Origin of the sequence: Aequorivita xiaoshiensis (assembly GCF_022008395.1) — a bacterium.
Taxonomy (GTDB): Bacteria; Bacteroidota; Bacteroidia; order Flavobacteriales; family Flavobacteriaceae; genus Aequorivita; species Aequorivita xiaoshiensis.
This window is the reverse complement of sequence record NZ_JAIRBB010000016.1, coordinates 14,754-31,826: the sequence shown is the minus strand read 5'-3', so window position 1 is coordinate 31,826 and position 17,073 is coordinate 14,754. Positions and strand designations below refer to the sequence as shown.

The window sequence follows — 17,073 nt, the reverse complement described above, 5'->3', positions numbered from 1 at the left end:
CTTTCATAAAATAGGGTTACTTCGTTTTTGAGTATTTTTATTAAAAAGAATATGCAATGAAATACTTCTGGATATTTTTAGTCACAATAATTTTAACTTCTTGTGGAGTTTCTGTAGCGGTCGATTATGATAAGCAGGTAGACTTTACAAAATACACTTCCTATAATTACTTTCCTACTATAGACTCGGGTCTAAATGAATTGGATGATAAGCGTATTATACAGATTACAGATAGTCTTATGCATCAACGAGGATTTGTAAAAAGTGAAACGCCTCAATTGTACATTAATTTTTATGCGCATGAAAACATTTCGAACTCACGAAATACTATCGGTATTGGCGTTGGCGGTAGCGGACGTAATGTTGGTGTAGGCATAAGTGGTGGAATTCCTATTGGCGGAAAAGTAGTAAACCAAAAACTTACAATGGATTTTATTGATGTTGTTAAAGATAACTTGGTGTGGCAAGCTGTTGCGGAGGGTGAAATGAAAGAGAGGTCAAAGCCAGAGGAAAAGAAAGCTTACTACTTATCGGTAATTCAGAAAATTTTGAAGAAATATCCACCTTCTAACAAATAATAAATTCCAAAATTTAAATCCCAAGAAAAAAGTAGAAATTGCCAATCCTAAAATATACTACAAGTTTTAAAATCTCAATTGTGAGGAGAGATATGGTAAACAGAGAGAGACTATTCCTTTCTATCCTATTTTTTATAATCTTCCCTGTTTTTATAATCGCTCAATCCAATTTCCAACAGGCTGAAGAATATTACAATCAAGGAAATTTCATCAAAGCACAACCTATATTTGAAGAATATCTAAAGCTTCATCCTAATCATTTAAAGACGCGAGAATACTTAGGAGATATAGCAGGATTTAGTAAAGAGTGGGATATAGCACTTTCTTATTATAAAGATTTGGTAGCAGATGATGAATCTAACGCTAATTATCACTTTAAATACGGCGGTGCTTTAGGGATGAAAGCAATGACCGTTAGTCGGCTACGGGCGGTTACCTATATATCAGAAATAAAACATCATCTTGAACGCGCTATTGAATTAAACCGGCAACATATAGAAGCGCATTGGGCGTTGATAGAATTTTACTTACAATTGCCAGTTTTTCTTGGAGGAAGTGAGAAAAAAGCCATTGCTTATGCAAATGAATTACAAACAATTTCAAAAGTGGATAGTTACCTAGCTATGGGGCATATTGCTGAATTCTATAAAAAAATTGAGATTGCAGAATTCAATTATAAAAAGGCAATTGAAGAAGGAGGATCTCCTCATACCTATGAAAAACTCATAAATCTGTATGAGAAAAATGATCAACCCCAAAAAGCTATTGAAACTGCACTTATTTCTAGTAGGAAACATAATATTAATCACCTAAATTACCGAATTGGAGAAATTTCGGCGAAGTATAATCTTGAGTTTCAAATTGGAATAGCTTCTTTAAGTAAATTTTTAGCTAATCATTCAATAAAAGATGATATATCAAAAAAGTGGGCTTACCATCGATTGGCGCAGATTTATAAAAACTTAGGGGAAAAGGAAATTGCGCTTACCTGGATAAATAAAGCATTGCTAGTTCGAGTAGATTTTAAAGAGGCTCTTAAAGAGAAATTACTTATTCTCGCATTATAATTCAGAATTAGAAAAAGTATCTTTACACTTAAATTTTAAACTCATAAATTATTCTATTTAAGTATGAGAATACATTTTATAGCCATTGGCGGTAGTGCAATGCACAATTTAGCATTGGCATTAAATCAAAAAGGAGAAAACGTAACTGGAAGTGATGATGAAATTTTCGAACCTTCAAAAAGTAGATTGAAAGCGAAAGGATTGTTGCCAGAAAAAGTAGGTTGGTTTCCAGAAAAGATAACTTCAGATATAGACGCTGTAATCCTCGGAATGCACGCTAAAGCAGATAACCCTGAGCTTTTAAAAGCAAAGGAACTCGGATTAAAAATCTTCAGTTATCCGGAGTTTTTGTACGAACAATCCAAAAATAAAACTCGTGTTGTAATTGGTGGCTCTCACGGTAAAACCACGATAACTTCTATGATTTTACACGTGATGAATTATCACGGGAAAGAGGTTGATTATATGGTTGGAGCTCAATTAGAGGGGTTTGATACTATGGTAAAAATCACTCACGAGAACGAATTTATGGTTATTGAAGGGGATGAGTATCTTTCTTCTCCTATAGATCGAAGACCAAAATTTCACCTTTACAAACCTAATATTGCACTATTAAGTGGAATTGCTTGGGACCACATCAATGTATTTCCAACTTATGAAAACTATGTAGAGCAGTTTGAAATATTTTTAAATGAAATCACAGCAGACGGCACTATAGTTTACAATGAAGAGGATGCCGAAGTAGAACGCGTAGTTGAAAGGACAACTAATACAATTAAAAAATATCCTTATAAAACCCCTGATTATAAGGTTATAGGCGGAACAACAATTCTAAATACATCAGAAGGCTCGTTGGCTGTCGAAATTTTTGGAAGGCACAATTTAAATAACTTAGCAGGCGCAAGAGGCGTTTGTCAATTAATGGGAATAGATGCAAAAGGCTTTTACGAAGCCATTGCGACATTTAAAGGCGCAAGCAAGCGATTAGAAAAGATAGCTGAAACAGCGACTGCTGTTGCATACAAAGATTATGCGCATTCCCCTAGCAAGGTTAAGGCTACAACTCAAGCGGTAAAAAATCAGTACCCAGATAGAAAATTGATTGCTTGTTTAGAATTACACACCTATAGTAGTCTTAATCCAGAGTTTTTAAAGGAGTATAATGGAGCGCTAGATGCAGCAGATGGTGCGGTAGTTTTCTATTCCCCTCACGCAGTAATGATAAAAAAGTTGGAGGCAATAAAAAGAGAACAGATTGAAGAAGCTTTCGATCGTAAAGATTTAGTCGTTTTCACAAATCCTGCGGATTTCAAGACTTATCTGTTCTCTCAGAATTATGAGAACACAAGCTTACTCTTAATGAGTAGTGGGAATTATGGTGGTTTGGATTTACAGGAGGTTAAGGGGTATGTAGAAAAAACCTAAAAGAAGATAAGATGGAGGACTTAGGACTTTTCGTGATTGTAAAAGTTTTAAGTCCATTTTTTTTCGTTATACGTTTATATTTTACGCCTTCGATGTTATCGATTTAAAAAATACAAACCCGAATCCTAGAAATAGCATTAGGTGAAAAGGGAAAAGTCCGAAGTCGCCACCCTGGTCTCCTACAATAAAAGCACTATACATTCCAAAGGCGAAATAGATCATTAATACACCTTCAATAATAACATTTGGAGATATATTTTTAGCAATATATTTATTGCCTTTCCATCCCTCTTTCAAATTACTGATATTGAATTTTGGTGTTCGAATAAAGTCACTTTTTTTACCAAAATGACCTTCTAAAACAGCGATAGAATTATGCACGGAAAACCCCATAGCTATTGAGAAAAAAGTAAAAAACATTGCTGTGTACTTGAAAAACTTCTTAAATCCACCGCCATAAATGCTTTTAAAAGTAAACCAGTAACACACAAAAAATATAATGGTGCTTATTACAAAAAAGCTCATTACATAGAAATATACTTTTAGATGTTCGTATTCATTCTTAATGTAAAGCATCGGAATGCTTAAGATCGCAACTATCAGAATGTTTAAAAACATAGTGCTATTTAGCAAATGCAATAAACTGTGAACTTTTGTTTTATTTGAAATGTTATCACACCTTAAAACTCGCTTAGCCATTTTTTGGAAGTTTTCTGCTCCTCCTTTATTCCATCTAAATTGTTGCGAGCGGGCAGCACTTATTACTACGGGAAGCTCGGCAGGTGTTTCTACATCTTCCAGATATTTAAATTTCCATTTTTTAAGTTGTGCGCGATAGCTAAGGTCTAAATCTTCAGTAAGTGTATCCCCTTCCCAATTTCCCGCATCAAGAATGCATTCTTTGCGCCAAACACCTGCGGTACCATTAAAGTTGATAAAGTGACCTTTACTATTTCTGCCTACCTGCTCAAGAGTAAAGTGTGCATCTAAGGCAAAAGCCTGAACACGAGTAAGAATAGAATAATCTCGATTTATATGTCCCCAGCGAGTTTGTACCACGCCAATCTCAGGATCTTTAAAGTAAGGGATTGTTTTTTTTAACCAATCTTTTTGTGGAAGAAAATCCGCATCAAATATGGCTATGTACTCACCTTTTGCAATATTTAAACCTTCTTTCAACGCTCCAGCTTTAAACCCAATTCTCTTTTCGCGCGAAATATGCTGAATATCAAGACCTGTTTTTTTTAGTTCTTCAATGTGTTTGGCGGTTGTTTCAAAAGATTCATCTGTACTATCATCTAAAACTTGAATCTCTAATTTGTCGTGAGGGTAGTCTATAAGTGCAATATTGTCTAGTAGGCGCTTCATAACATACAGCTCATTATAAACTGGAAGCTGAATGGTTACAAAAGGGATTTCCTCGGCGTTTGAAAAATTGAACGTAGGAGATTCTATATGTTTTTTTCTTGCGTTTAGATAATTGAACAGCAAGTTAAGTTGCGCCAACGCGTACATGAAAATGAGGAGAAGGGCAATGGAATATATTGCAATGATTATTGATTCAAGAATCATTTTTTGAAACTGTATTTAAAAATCCAAGTTAGAATTTTTACGCCTGCAAATATAGCACCTTTTACCGTTCCTGAAACTTTTGAGACGCCTATTCGGTTTCTATATTTAACCGGGATTTCAACATAAGTGTACTTCTTTTTCAATACTTTAAGTTGCATTTCAACTGTCCATCCATAAGTTTTATCTTTCATTTGCAAAGCTAGCAACTTATCGTATTTAATAGCTCTAAAGGGCCCTAGATCTGTAAAAGTTGAATTGAAAAAAAGTTTCATAAGTCTAGTTGCAAGAGCATTTCCGAAGCGTTGAGGTAAGGTCATAGAGCCGTTTTCCATAAGTTCTTTTACTCTTGCGCCTACAACAAAATCTACATCATTTTCGATAATAGGTGCTACAATTCTAGTTAATTCGGAAGGGTAATCGCTATAGTCACCATCTAGAAAAACGATAATATCTGGTCGTTTAACTTTATCTAGATTTGCAATATATTCCATTCCTTTTAAACATGCATAACCATATCCCGCTTTTGGTTCAAGTAACACTGTAGCGCCTGCGTCTTCGGCAACTTTTGCAGTATTGTCTGTAGAATTATTGTTTACAACAACTACTTCTGAAACAATTTCCGGAATTTCCGAAATTACTTTGGCAATAGCGTCTTCCTCATTGAAGGCAGGAATTATTACTTTGATGTTTTTAGACATTAAATGCTATGGAATATTAAAATCGCGAATTTCAGAAAAATATCTGACAAACACTTGAATATGGATACAAACCTAGTAGATGCCTAATACTAAATATGAATTATTTGTTTACATAGTTCATTAGGTTCAAATCATTTCCTAGTAGAATTTCATTAGGATTAATTCTTTTTTCTAATGGACCGTTTTCAAGTTTTAAAACACCACGAGGGCAAACAGCCGAACATATTCCACAACCTACACAACTAGAGCGAACAATATTTTCTCCTTTTTGGGCATAAGCGCGAACGTCTATCCCCATTTCGCAATATGTAGAACAATTTCCGCAACTAATGCATTGGCCTCCATTAGTAGTAATTCTAAATCTTGAAAATAAACGTTGTTGAAATCCTAATATCGCAGCCATAGGACATCCAAAACGACACCACACTCGACTTCCAAAAATAGGGTAGAAGCCAACGCCAATTACCCCGCTAAAAACAGCTCCAATAAGAAATCCATAAGTTGAACGCAAGGTTTCAGCATCAAAAAGAAATAACGTTTTTCCAGTTGTAAAATGTAAAGCTATTAAGGTGATGATAATTGCAAAGTAGGCTATAGACCCAATACGAGCGTCTTTTTGAAGTTCTTCTCTTTTGAAAATCCAAACTCCTGCAAATATTAAAGATAGAAAAACACCAACACTTATAAGGAAGACATCTTTTGTAAGCCAATATTTGGAAGTATCTTCACCTAAATACGAGTGTACTACTGCTGTTGTCATTAATACTACAAAAACTAATACACTGTGAATTACCCATCTTTCAACTTTCCAAGCCACTTGCGTTTTATCACTTAAATGACGGAAAGGATCTCCAGCGGTTTCTGCAAGACCACCACAACCACAAACCCATGAACAATACCAACGCTTTCCGTATTTATACGTTAGGATAGGAGTGATTATGAATATGGAGGCAATACCAAAAATTAAAAGTCCAATACCAATATTTCCTGCAGATATAAAATCATCTATTCTGTATTGTTCAAAGTTATAGTAGTTAAGAGGCCAAATATTCTTTAAGTCGTAATAAGGTAAAGAAAAAGTTTCGCTATTTAGGCGCTGCATTAATTCTGGTATAATAAAGGCAAATCCTAACTGAAAAAACATCACAGAGTATGTTCTTAGTTTTTCATATTTATTATGTCTGTATTTTAGAATAAATTTTATTCCGAAGGCTAAAATTGCCAAGGTATAAAGTGTGCCATATAGAAACCATTGGCTTGCGGGTCCGCCGTTTAAAAACCTGCTTAATGGATCAAAAAGAGCAACCACACCTGTGTTATTTCCACCTTGCACGTAGCCTAGATATTGTGGAAACCAATAGAGTATTACATAGAATAAAGTTAGTGAAATCCCTAAAATCCATCCCCAAAAACCTTTTGAGGTTAACGACTTAAAATATATACCGTCGTTTTTTATGCCTTCTTGCTTATTGCTATAGGCCGCAATAGAAAACCAAATAGTTCCTCCTCCAATTGCTGTTAGGGAAGTTGTTAGCCAAACCGATTTGTTGGGAAAATCTACATTGAAAAGAGCTAATCCTAAAATCAATAAGCCAATTAACCCAATAGCAGATGCGATTTTTTGTTGACCGTTTATGGTTTTTGGTGGTTCTCCTGTAAGAGACATATTTCTTTGAACTGTACTCATAATTTTATTCAGATGTAGCTAATTGGGTAATTGATAAAAATTTATTCGCAATTTCTTTTTCATATCTTCTGAAAAATTCGGGATCAAAATTAGCCTGGCTAAGATTTTTTATAACATATTCAACATTGCGTTTTTCATTTAGCCACCTATCAAAAACTTCGTGTCGCATTCTTATCCCAAAAGTGTTTATTCCTAAAAATTCTCGAGTTTCTTTATGGTAAGAAACAGTTACAGCTCGTAAATTGCTTCTGCATTTCCAATGAAACTGTTTCTCGTAATCCTTTCGTCTTTCTTCTGAAAATACCCAACCATAAGTTTGATATTCAATATCGAAGAATTTAGCACTGTTAAACCAATTTCCAGGGGTGTATTCAAAAGGATTACCGCAAATAGTTTGGGCAAGTGCTTCTCCCATCATTCGACCAGTATACCAAACTGCTTCTATTTCCGGTCGCAGACCAATAGGTTCTCGTTGTTGAGCACAATCTCCTATAGCATAGACATCCTTAATGTTTGTTTCTAATTTTCTGTTGACTAAAATACCTCTGTCAGTTTCAATTTTTGAACTTTTTAAAAACGATATATTTGGTTTTACTCCTGTGGTTATTCCCACAATAGTACAAAGGATTTCTTCCCCTTCCTTTGTGATCACAGCCTTAACATTTCCATCTGCATCACCAATAATTTTATCGAGATTGCTGCGGTGTTTTAGGTTTACACCATGCGATATTATATGTTGTGAAATCATTTCTGCTTCAGGCTTTGGCAGTACATTTGCCCAAAAACCTTTCTCTCGAACTAGCATTGTAACTTTTATATCCCTACTGCGAAGCATTTCGGCCATTTCAACACCAATTAATCCACCGCCAATTATCACTGCGTGAGAACAAACCTTATTATTAGGAGCATTTTTTTCTAAAGTTTCTAAGTCTTGCTTGTTTACTAAACCTTGAACACCATTTAAATCTAAGCCCTCCCAACCAAAGGTGTTTGTAACAGATCCACTAGCTATAACTAACTTGTCGTAATTAATAGAACCACCTTCTTTAAAAAATAAAGTTTTGTTGTTTGTATCCACTTTTTTTACATAGGCTTTTTTTAGTTCCAATCGATTTTTCTCCCAAAACCAACTTTCGTAAGGTTCTATGTCTTGCCATCGCATATGCCCCATATACACATACATCAATGCCGTGCGAGAAAAGAAATACTCTGTTTCTGCAGATATTATAGTTATCTTTTTATCCGAAAGCTTTCGAATGTGCCTAGCAGCAGTGATTCCCGCTATTCCATTTCCTATAATAACAACGTGCTCCATAGTTTAATTATAACCTTATTCGATTATTTATAAAACTACACAATTACAATTAGAGCCTATTTAAATGATTAGATTTATTTTTTGGTTTTTATTTTATTAACTTAAATTCATAGGCTACAGTAGATACAATGATAAAAAAATACACTTTTTTACTTTACATTTTGCTTTTTACATATTTTGTAAGTTGTGAGCAGAAGAACGATTTAGCCAACCACGAAGAGTCGAATGGAGACATTAAATTAAAAATTAATGGAGTAAGCTTCGTATCTTCTAACGATTCGGTAAATCAAGAAAATATCGAACCTATATTAAGGATCGGCGCTAATTACGCTGCAATTATGCCTTTTGGATTTATCAAGAATGTTGAACATCCAGAATTAATATATAATTCAGAAAGGCAATGGTTTGGAGAAACTATAATTGGGGCTGAGCAATATGTAAATACACTTCAGAAGAATGATTTTAAGGTAATGATAAAGCCCCAAATATGGGTTTGGCGGGGAGAATTCACAGGTGGAATTAAGATGAACTCCGAAGAAGATTGGTTATCTTTAGAAAACTCCTATAAAAACTTCATACTAGATTATGCTCGATTAGCTGAAAGGAAAGATGTTGAAATATTCTGTATTGGTACCGAATTGGAAAATTTTATAATTCACAGACCCGCTTACTGGCGTAAATTAGTTTCAGAGGTTCGCACAGTTTATAGTGGAGAACTTACTTATGCAGCCAATTGGGACGAGTATAAAAGAGTTCCTTTTTGGGATGTTTTAGACTTTATAGGAGTTGATGCCTATTTTCCTGTTTCTAATAGTCAGACTCCAACTGTTAGTGAGATAAAATCGGGTTTTGAGAAATGGCAAATTGAGCTGAAAACCTTTTCAGAAGAAAAAGGCAAAAAAATTCTTTTCACTGAATATGGGTATCGAAGCGTAGATTATAGTGGAAAAGAACCTTGGAGAAGTGATAAATCTATGAATTCGGTGAATTTACAAGCTCAATCTAATTTATTAGAAGGGCTATACCAATCTATTTGGGATGAAAATTGGTTTGCAGGAGGGTTTCTATGGAAATGGTTTATCGCATACGATAAAGTAGGTGGTGAGAATGATAGTCAATTTACCCCTCAAAACAAGTCGGCCGAAGCTGTGGTGAAAAAATACTACTCCAAATAATAAGGAATAATTTAAAGGTTATTTGAGCTCGGCACAAATATTGGTTATATCGATAAAAAACAAATTACTTATGAAAACGCTTATCAAATTTTTTCCACTCCCAATAGTATTACTTGTTTTTATACTAACATCATATATTGGGTTTGCACAAAACACATTAGAAACTAGAGCTTCTTTAGAAGATGTAACAATATATGGTCGTGGAGCAAGTATGCATCATACGGTTAGTCAATTTTCTGTGCCTCTTGGAAGTTCTGAACTTGTTATTAGTCAGATTGCGCAAAGTGTTGACCCCAATAGTATTCGCATTACAAGTGATAATAGCCAAATAACAATTCTTTCGGTATCCTTTGAAAGAGATTATTTGGTAAAAGGGGAAAATCAAAGCGCTCAATATTTAGAACTAAAGCGTAAATACGACGAAGCTAAAAACACTTTAGACGAATTAATAAATGCTAGAAAAGGAGAGGAAAGCACTTTAGCATTGTTGGAAGAAAATAGAAAGTTTGGTGGACAAAATGGAGTGTCCCCGACGACTATGGCTACAATGATAAAATATTACAGAGAAGAATATAAAACCCTATCTGCAAATATTTTAGACTTAAAAAGTAAAGAAGTAGAGCAACAAAAGATAGTTAATAAGTTAAATAATCAGCTACAAGAAGCTGGTGGGAATAGCCAAAATGCAGGGCAATTAGTTATTCGATTAAATTCTAATAGAGCTGTTAAAACAAATTTTGACATCCATTATTTTACGAATAATGTGTCTTGGACACCTTTTTATGAAGTAAGAGTAGATAATTTAAATGAGCCTGTACAGTTAGTATACAACGCTAATGTTTCACAAACTACAGGAATTGATTGGAAGCAAGTGAAATTGGCTTTTTCAAGTGGAAATCCGAAACGCAATAACAATGCGCCACAATTAAATCCATGGTGGGTAGGTTTTTATCAACCTGCTGCTCCGCTCCCTCAGAGACTACAAGGTAAAATTGCTGGAGCACAAGTGGAAGTAATGGAAGATGCTGCCACTAGAAATGAGATGGCAGTAGTTGAGGAGAATCAACTGTCAACTTCATTTGTAATAAATACACCTTATAATGTTTATTCGAATCAAAAACCACAGGCAGTAAAATTAAAGGAATATCAATTGCCTGCAGAATACTCTTACTTTACTGCACCTCGATTGGACGAAACAGCTTTCTTAATTGCAAAAATTTCAGATTGGAGTAAGCTTAATCTTTTGGCAGGTAGTGCAAACTTGATTATCGACAATAATTTCGCTGGTAGCTCATATATTAATCCCAATTCAACTGAAGAAAAATTAACCTTAAGTTTAGGGAGAGACGAACGTATTGTTACAAAGCGTGAAAGAGTGAATGAGGAAGGGAGTACTTCTTTCTTTGGCAATTCCCAAAAACGAGTTTATACATATGAGATTTCCGTTAAAAACACACGTAGTGAAGCGATAAAAATTGATGTAAAAGAACAGTTTCCGCTATCAACTGAAAGGGATATAGAAATCAAACTTGTTGAGACTTCTAATGCAGATGTGAATACCGATAGGGGAGAGCTTACTTGGAGTTTAAACTTAAAAGCTGGAGAAACTAAAAAGTTGAAATTTTCTTATTCTGTAAAGATTCCAAAGGATAAGGTGATATCTGGAATGTAAAACGAAAAAACCTAACAGGTTTTTAAAATCTGTTAGGTTTGATGTATGTTAGCGGGAGTTCCATAACATCTGTTTACAAAATTTACCTGTTCTCTTTCATTTGCTTTAAATAATCTTTTGCAATCTCTGTTTTTTGAGATTCGGTAAACACTTTTCCTGCTAATTGAAAGAAGCTGTGTTCTTCATCTTCTAAATGATGTTCTACCTTTTCACATAGTTGTTTGGCGTAAACTAGCCATGCAGGTGAATCCAAATCTGTATCGTCAATTTTTTCAATAAGTTCATCCATTTCGTGGTGTTCTGCAATACCATGACGTGCGTGCTCTTGCATCATATCATTGTGAATTAACGGTGCGTAAAATGTCCGTTCTTCAGCATCTGCGTGAATTTGCAATTCGTGTTTTAACTCTTGCCACTTTTGCTTTCTCTCTTTCGAATCGCCCGAGGTTGAAGTAACCGAGCGACAAAGTTCGCGTTGTATATCGTGATCCTTTCTAATTGCCTCAAAAATATTCATATAATTTATTTTTAAAATTTACTACAATATCGAAAAAAATAAAGCGATTTTAAATTAAACTGCAGTATTTCTGATATTTACCTATTGGTATGTTATTGTGTCTTGGAAATATTTTTCGAATAGTATGCATATAATCCCTCTGCATTTGCACCAAACCATCTCTTTATGTGAATTACCCAAAAATGATATTGCAAACGCCAAATTCCAAATTCCTTATAACGTCTTGCAGAGGTTGTTAAGGAATGTGGAATAACAATAAAAGACTTTCTTTTGTATAGCTTGTTAATTAAATCATTGTCTTCGTAAATAATATAGCTCTCATCAAATCCACCAATTTCATTAAAAAGCTCTTTAGAAATAAAAAGGCTTTGATCTCCGCCTCTGCAACCCTTCCATTTAAATCTCGTTAACCATCCAGCAAGTTTTAACCACCAATGATTACTGTCAAACTTCATTCTAAAACATCCAGCAATGTTGCCTTTGTCTAATTCAGATAAAATAAATGTATCATAATTTTTTGGCGGGAAAGAATCGGCGTGGAGAAAATAAAGGGTTTCGGAAGAAGCTTGTTTTGCTCCATAATTCATTTGTTTAGCACGTCCTTTTTCTGAAGAAAAAAGCTGAAAGGAAATGCTTTTTCTTACGTTTTGAGACTTCTTAGGGGGCGTGGTTTGTTTGCTGAAGTCTTTAATTAAGTTCTTAGTATTATCGATGCTTCCACCATCAACTAATATTACTTCAATATCATTTTCACCTGAACAACTTTCCTTTAAATAATAAAGTAACGTTTCGATAATTTGATCTTCATTTAATACTGGGATTATAATGGAAAGCATTATGCTGATTTATTTATGGGAATATACAAATTATTAAATGTCGAATATTATGGATGAACAGCTGCTAACATAGCTTTCTGATGATTGCTAGTAATAGCTTCGTAAATCTGAACTATTTGCAGGAATTTTAGCATCTCGGAATAAAGAGACAATTAGTTATTTCAGATTTTTTCATTCAAACTCCAATCATAATCCAAATATGAAATCCTCGTATTTGAATTTATTTTGACTTTCGAATATTGGTTTATAAAACCAATTAAATCTTTCTTCTCGTATACTAAGAAATCCTTTTTGTACCATTTAAATATAGATGAAATCTTAGCTTCAGAAATTGAAATATTATTTTCCTTACTGTTGATGAAGTCATTTGTAACTCGTTCTAGCTGCTGTTCAATTTTATGTGCAGTAAAAGCTTCATTTGAGAGTTTAGGGCAGGAGATAGATGCACAATTTAACGCGAAATGAATTCTAGGCTCGTTCATCTTTCGCAGAATTCCATGTTCAATAGTGTTTAGAGAAATCATTTCACCGCCTATTAAAATCCTGTTTTTAGACCAAGGACGACTTATGTCTTTGATGCTCTTAACTGGATAATTTTCAATTATAAGTTTTATAGTGGCAGCATTATACAGGTTGATGTAATAGGCTAATACTTCACGTCTATTCCAAGTACTATCAGGATGATTAAGAGATAGCATTTTTAAGTAGTTACTTAATTTAGCTTCATCTTTTATAAACTCATTGTAGTCTACTAATCCGTTAGCTTGTACGTGCTTTTTGAGAAGTTCATTCCAAGTATTGTGGTTAACTTTTTTCGAAGAACTATTTCCAAGGCTTAAATCAGAATTTCCATCAATTATATGCTGATTGTCAAAATCAACCGATGAAAATGTAGCGCAGCTATGTAAAGAAAATAGAAGAAAAAGAATTGAGGTAAAGCTCGGTAAGTTCTTCATAATCTTAGGTTTGTTTAAGGTAATGATTCAGGTAAAAGCAAGAATCTGTTCCAAGATAAACGAAGTTATGGAGATGTGGGGGGTATTCCAATAAAAAGATGAATAATCTGTAAGCTTCTTTTTTACGAGCAGTTTTATCGGAAGTAAAGAAGATTAAATTTCAGTGCGATTTATATTTGAATTTAATTCATCTATATAATGTAAAAGCTCATCTCTTCCTGCTGAATTGCTAGCTGAGGTTACAAAATACTTTGGCATTTCAACCCAAGTTTCCAACATTTTGTCTGTATATATCTTTAGGTTTCGTTCCAATGCCATCGGCTTTAATTTATCTGCCTTTGTAAAGATAATATTGAAAGGAATACCATTCTCGCCTAGCCAAGTCATAAACTCTAAATCGATAGGTTGGGGTTCGTGACGACAGTCTACAAGTACAAATGCCAGAATCATTTGCTCTCTTTTGGAAAAATAGTCGGTAATAAATTTTTGAAATGTTTTTTTGCTGCTTTTCGAAACTCGCGCATATCCGTATCCAGGTAAATCTACTAAATACCAGTTTTTATTAACTAAAAAGTGATTGATAAGCTGAGTCTTTCCTGGTCGTCCAGAAGTTTTAGCTAAATTTTTACGAAGCATCAACATATTGATAAGAGAGGACTTACCAACATTACTTCGCCCAATAAATGCATATTCAGGCAAGCGATCTTTTGGACATTTGTCCACATCGCTATTGCTCATTACAAACTCTGCCGATTTAATGTGCATTTATTTTTATTTAAGATTAAATAGAGAAATAAGTTTTTGTAAAACTATAGACAATTAAAATTTGCGTTTTTGTAACCAAGCGTAAAGTATATCATTAAACTCATCAGGGTGTTCCATCATAGCAGCGTGTCCACATTTATCTATCCAAAAAAGTTCCGAATCTGGGAGAAGTTCGTCAAATTCAATAGCAACCTCAGGAGGTGTAACATTGTCATTTCTTCCCCAAATAATGCAAGTAGGAGTATGCATTTTAGGCAAATCCTTTGCCATATTATGTCTAATGGCACTTTTGGCAATGGCAAGAGTTCTAATTAGCTTATTTCTGTCGTTTACGGTTTCAAATACATCGTCAACAATTTCTTTTGTGGCTACCGCTGGATCGTAAAATACGTTTTCAGCTTTTTTCTTTATGTACTCGTAATCTCCTCGTTTTGGGTAACTTTCTCCCATGGCACTTTCGTATAAACCGGAACTTCCAGTGATAACTAAGGCCTTAACTTTTTCAGGATATAATTTGGTGCAAAGCAAGGCTATGTGCCCGCCCAAGGAGTTTCCAAGTAAAATAACTTCACCGTAACCTAAATGGTCTATAAAATCACCAACATACTTGGCGAAAGTTTTCACATTTGTTCGCAATAAGGTCATTTTGTAAATGGGTAATTCAGGAATAAGAACTTTGTAACCCTTTGGAGGAAAGAAATTTGCAACTCCATCAAAATTGCTCAATCCACCCATAAGGCCATGAAGTATTATGATTGGCGTCCCTTCACCTATTTCTAAATATGAAAATTTTCCTTCTTTCTTTAAGTTGTTAGTCATACTTGGTTGGTGCAATTTATTAGAAACAAAAGTAAACAAAAATTTTTCATACACTCTACTTAAAATTAGCCTTTGTTTTCAAATGTTGGTTAAGCAATGACTGCAATGTGGTAAAATTTATTAACAATGTGGTATAATGTGGTAAAAAGTGGTAAAATATATATATATTTGAATCTACAAATCACAAACAGGAATTTTCTGTAATGCTCAATATAATAGGCTCATACGAATGTAAGGCAGACGCAAAAGGACGTGTCATGGTGCCTGCGCCGCTTAAAAAGCAGTTGTCTTCGGTGGTGCAAGAAGGGTTTGTGATTAAAAGAGCGGTTTTTCAACCGTGTTTAGAATTATATCCTATGAAAGAATGGGAGGAGATGATGAAGAAGATGGGTAAGCTTAACCGGTTTACAAGAAAAAACAACGATTTTATTAGAATGTTTACTGCAGGAGTTAAGGTAGTAGAGCTCGACGCTGCTGGTAGGTTGTTAATACCGAAAGACTTAATGTCTTATGCGGGAATAGATAAAGAATTGGTTGTTTCTTCAGCGATAGAGAAATTAGAAATTTGGGATAAAAACAAGTACGAGGAATCTATTTCTGTTTCGCCAGAAGATTTTGCTGATTTAGCCGAGGAAGTAATGGGTAAAAATTTTGAAGAGGAAAATGGACTATCATAATCCAGTCTTATTGAAGGAAACTGTGAATGGTTTAAATATTAAGCCAGACGGAGTTTATGTTGATGTTACTTTTGGTGGTGGCGGACATTCTCGTGAAATATTAAGCAGATTAGGGCCAGAGGGAAAACTAATTGGCTTTGATCAAGATAAAGATGCTTTGGTTAATGCTATTGATGATGAGCGTTTTTTGTTGATAAATCAGAATTTTCGTTTTCTAAAGAAGTTTTTAAGGTTTCACGGGTTTCGAACTGTAGATGGAATACTTGGAGACTTTGGGGTTTCTTCGCATCAATTTGATGTTGCAGAAAGAGGTTTTTCAACTCGTTTTGAAGCGGATTTGGATATGCGAATGAATCGCGAAACAAATTTCTCGGCTTATACAGTTGTTAATAAATATGAGGAAGGGCAATTGCGAGATGTGCTTGCAAACTATGGTGAGTTAAGAAGTGCACCGGCAATGGCAAGAGTGATTGTTGCGGCTAGGGAAGAAGAAAAAATTAAAACAAGCGAGCAGCTTAAAAAAGTGCTGAGTAGGTTTTTACCAGCACATAAAGAAAATAAAATTCTAGCTCAGATTTACCAAGCTATTAGAATTGAAGTTAATCAAGAATTAGAAGCTCTTAAGGAGTTTTTGTTGCAAACCAACGAGGTTTTAGAGCCTGGTGGGCGTATTAGCTTAATAAGTTACCACTCTTTGGAAGATAGGTTGGTTAAAAGGTATATCCGTAATGGAATGTTTGAAGGTGAGCCTGAAAAAGATGTGTTCGGAAATTTTGAAGTTCCATTTAAAGCGGTTGGAAAATTTATCGTTCCTACCAAGGAGGAGATAAAGATGAACAGTCGAGCTAGAAGTGCAAAACTTCGTATTGCTGAGAAGTTGTAAGAAGACGAGGTTGAATAAATGTTGGATTAAAAGGAAGTAGAAGCGGGTATTTCGCTAATTAATAAATCTCTAATCGTAAGTTTTGAAGGAAAGCTTTTATAACATAGTAAAAGGAAAATTCTTGGTAAGTGACGAGGCTTTAAAGAATTGGCGCTTCATCATATTTCTTTCTCTTTTAGCTCTTATAATGATTGCATCTTCACATAACGCAGATAAAAAAGTGCACGAAATATCAAGTTTAAATGCACAGGTAAAAGAGTTGAAAAGCGAATATGTAGATGTGCGCATGCAATTGATGCAAACTAGAATGGAAAGTAAAATAATCGCTGCAATGGAAGGTCAAGGCTTGCAACCTTCAACAACTCCTCCTAAACGCATAAGGATAGTTAAAGAAGAAGATTAAGAATACTGTAAAAAATAATAAAAGAATA

At 34.4% G+C, this 17,073-nt stretch carries 17 protein-coding genes; 8 read left to right on the top strand and 9 right to left on the bottom strand.

All coding sequences use genetic code 11. From position 1 onward, the window contains the following. The first annotated feature begins 56 nt into the window (after window positions 1-56). From K8344_RS13000 to K8344_RS12990, 3 genes are all read left to right on the top strand, one after another. Window positions 57-578, top strand: coding sequence for a DUF4136 domain-containing protein (locus K8344_RS13000; RefSeq protein WP_237609116.1), 522 nt, complete (start codon window positions 57-59; stop codon window positions 576-578). A gap of 80 nt (window positions 579-658) precedes the next feature. Beyond that, a complete protein-coding gene (locus K8344_RS12995) occupies window positions 659-1,645 on the top strand; it encodes a tetratricopeptide repeat protein (RefSeq protein WP_237609115.1) in 987 nt (328 codons plus the stop codon). A 63-nt stretch (window positions 1,646-1,708) separates the two neighbouring features. Then, entirely contained in the window at window positions 1,709-3,070 is a 1,362-nt protein-coding gene (locus K8344_RS12990; RefSeq protein ID WP_237609114.1) for a UDP-N-acetylmuramate--L-alanine ligase, read from the top strand. 81 nt (window positions 3,071-3,151) lie between these two features. Here the strand turns inward: K8344_RS12990 and K8344_RS12985 are convergent, their stop codons facing one another. The 4 genes from K8344_RS12985 to K8344_RS12970 all read right to left on the bottom strand — a co-directional run bounded on the left by K8344_RS12985 (window position 3,152) and on the right by K8344_RS12970 (window position 8,342). After that, complete coding sequence (locus tag K8344_RS12985) at window positions 3,152-4,642, bottom strand: cellulose synthase family protein (RefSeq protein ID WP_237609113.1); 1,491 nt, start codon at window positions 4,640-4,642, stop codon at window positions 3,152-3,154. After that, entirely contained in the window at window positions 4,639-5,340 is a 702-nt protein-coding gene (locus tag K8344_RS12980) for a glycosyltransferase family 2 protein (RefSeq protein WP_237609112.1), read from the bottom strand. The genes K8344_RS12985 and K8344_RS12980 overlap by 4 nt, the downstream gene beginning before the upstream one ends. Window positions 5,341-5,440: 100 nt before the next feature. Further along, window positions 5,441-7,027, bottom strand: a complete 1,587-nt coding sequence (locus K8344_RS12975) for a 4Fe-4S binding protein (RefSeq protein ID WP_237609111.1) — start codon at window positions 7,025-7,027, stop codon at window positions 5,441-5,443. Between the two features lie 4 nt (window positions 7,028-7,031). Further along, window positions 7,032-8,342: an NAD(P)/FAD-dependent oxidoreductase gene (locus K8344_RS12970; protein WP_237609110.1), complete on the bottom strand. Its 1,311-nt coding sequence runs from the start codon at window positions 8,340-8,342 to the stop codon at window positions 7,032-7,034. Window positions 8,343-8,470: 128 nt separating this feature from the next. Between K8344_RS12970 and K8344_RS12965 the strand changes: the two genes are divergently transcribed. Both K8344_RS12965 and K8344_RS12960 read left to right on the top strand, forming a co-directional pair. After that, window positions 8,471-9,517 carry a glycoside hydrolase family 113 gene (locus tag K8344_RS12965; RefSeq protein ID WP_237609109.1) on the top strand — a complete coding sequence of 349 codons (1,047 nt, stop codon included), beginning with the start codon at window positions 8,471-8,473 and terminating at the stop codon, window positions 9,515-9,517. Between the two features lie 70 nt (window positions 9,518-9,587). After that, complete coding sequence (locus K8344_RS12960; RefSeq protein WP_237609108.1) at window positions 9,588-11,189, top strand: DUF4139 domain-containing protein; 1,602 nt, start codon at window positions 9,588-9,590, stop codon at window positions 11,187-11,189. Between the two features lie 82 nt (window positions 11,190-11,271). Here the strand turns inward: K8344_RS12960 and K8344_RS12955 are convergent, their stop codons facing one another. From K8344_RS12955 to K8344_RS12935, 5 genes are all read right to left on the bottom strand, one after another. Then, window positions 11,272-11,706, bottom strand: a complete 435-nt coding sequence (locus tag K8344_RS12955) for a hemerythrin domain-containing protein (protein ID WP_237609107.1) — start codon at window positions 11,704-11,706, stop codon at window positions 11,272-11,274. Between the two features lie 92 nt (window positions 11,707-11,798). Beyond that, window positions 11,799-12,542 carry a TIGR04283 family arsenosugar biosynthesis glycosyltransferase gene (locus K8344_RS12950; protein ID WP_237609106.1) on the bottom strand — a complete coding sequence of 248 codons (744 nt, stop codon included), beginning with the start codon at window positions 12,540-12,542 and terminating at the stop codon, window positions 11,799-11,801. Between the two features lie 161 nt (window positions 12,543-12,703). Continuing rightward, window positions 12,704-13,498, bottom strand: coding sequence for a DUF547 domain-containing protein (locus K8344_RS12945; RefSeq protein WP_237609105.1), 795 nt, complete (start codon window positions 13,496-13,498; stop codon window positions 12,704-12,706). 153 nt (window positions 13,499-13,651) lie between these two features. After that, window positions 13,652-14,263 (bottom strand): ribosome biogenesis GTP-binding protein YihA/YsxC, encoded by a 612-nt coding sequence (gene yihA / locus K8344_RS12940; protein ID WP_237609104.1) that lies wholly within the window; start codon window positions 14,261-14,263, stop codon window positions 13,652-13,654. A gap of 54 nt (window positions 14,264-14,317) precedes the next feature. After that, complete coding sequence (locus tag K8344_RS12935; protein ID WP_237609103.1) at window positions 14,318-15,082, bottom strand: alpha/beta fold hydrolase; 765 nt, start codon at window positions 15,080-15,082, stop codon at window positions 14,318-14,320. 203 nt (window positions 15,083-15,285) lie between these two features. On the opposite strand from K8344_RS12935, the gene mraZ reads away from it, so the two are divergent. The 3 genes from mraZ to K8344_RS12920 all read left to right on the top strand — a co-directional run bounded on the left by mraZ (window position 15,286) and on the right by K8344_RS12920 (window position 17,045). Beyond that, window positions 15,286-15,759: a division/cell wall cluster transcriptional repressor MraZ gene (gene mraZ / locus K8344_RS12930; RefSeq protein ID WP_237609102.1), complete on the top strand. Its 474-nt coding sequence runs from the start codon at window positions 15,286-15,288 to the stop codon at window positions 15,757-15,759. Beyond that, window positions 15,746-16,642 (top strand): 16S rRNA (cytosine(1402)-N(4))-methyltransferase RsmH, encoded by an 897-nt coding sequence (gene rsmH, locus K8344_RS12925; protein ID WP_237609101.1) that lies wholly within the window; start codon window positions 15,746-15,748, stop codon window positions 16,640-16,642. The genes mraZ and rsmH overlap by 14 nt, the downstream gene beginning before the upstream one ends. Window positions 16,643-16,724: 82 nt before the next feature. Next, window positions 16,725-17,045, top strand: coding sequence for an FtsL-like putative cell division protein (locus tag K8344_RS12920; protein WP_237609100.1), 321 nt, complete (start codon window positions 16,725-16,727; stop codon window positions 17,043-17,045). Window positions 17,046-17,073: the final 28 nt, after the last annotated feature.

Coding starts and splice junctions, on each gene's coding strand:
- K8344_RS12945 (WP_237609105.1), bottom strand. CDS start 13,498: ATGAAGAACTTACCGAGCTTTACCTCAATTCTTTTTCTTCTATTTTCT.
- K8344_RS12960 (WP_237609108.1), top strand. CDS start 9,588: ATGAAAACGCTTATCAAATTTTTTCCACTCCCAATAGTATTACTTGTT.
- K8344_RS12975 (WP_237609111.1), bottom strand. CDS start 7,027: ATGAGTACAGTTCAAAGAAATATGTCTCTTACAGGAGAACCACCAAAA.
- K8344_RS12990 (WP_237609114.1), top strand. CDS start 1,709: ATGAGAATACATTTTATAGCCATTGGCGGTAGTGCAATGCACAATTTA.
- K8344_RS12955 (WP_237609107.1), bottom strand. CDS start 11,706: ATGAATATTTTTGAGGCAATTAGAAAGGATCACGATATACAACGCGAA.
- rsmH (WP_237609101.1), top strand. CDS start 15,746: ATGGACTATCATAATCCAGTCTTATTGAAGGAAACTGTGAATGGTTTA.
- K8344_RS12985 (WP_237609113.1), bottom strand. CDS start 4,642: ATGATTCTTGAATCAATAATCATTGCAATATATTCCATTGCCCTTCTC.
- K8344_RS12950 (WP_237609106.1), bottom strand. CDS start 12,542: ATGCTTTCCATTATAATCCCAGTATTAAATGAAGATCAAATTATCGAA.
- K8344_RS12980 (WP_237609112.1), bottom strand. CDS start 5,340: ATGTCTAAAAACATCAAAGTAATAATTCCTGCCTTCAATGAGGAAGAC.
- K8344_RS12965 (WP_237609109.1), top strand. CDS start 8,471: ATGATAAAAAAATACACTTTTTTACTTTACATTTTGCTTTTTACATAT.
- K8344_RS12970 (WP_237609110.1), bottom strand. CDS start 8,342: ATGGAGCACGTTGTTATTATAGGAAATGGAATAGCGGGAATCACTGCT.
- mraZ (WP_237609102.1), top strand. CDS start 15,286: ATGCTCAATATAATAGGCTCATACGAATGTAAGGCAGACGCAAAAGGA.
- K8344_RS12935 (WP_237609103.1), bottom strand. CDS start 15,082: ATGACTAACAACTTAAAGAAAGAAGGAAAATTTTCATATTTAGAAATA.
- yihA (WP_237609104.1), bottom strand. CDS start 14,263: ATGCACATTAAATCGGCAGAGTTTGTAATGAGCAATAGCGATGTGGAC.
- K8344_RS13000 (WP_237609116.1), top strand. CDS start 57: ATGAAATACTTCTGGATATTTTTAGTCACAATAATTTTAACTTCTTGT.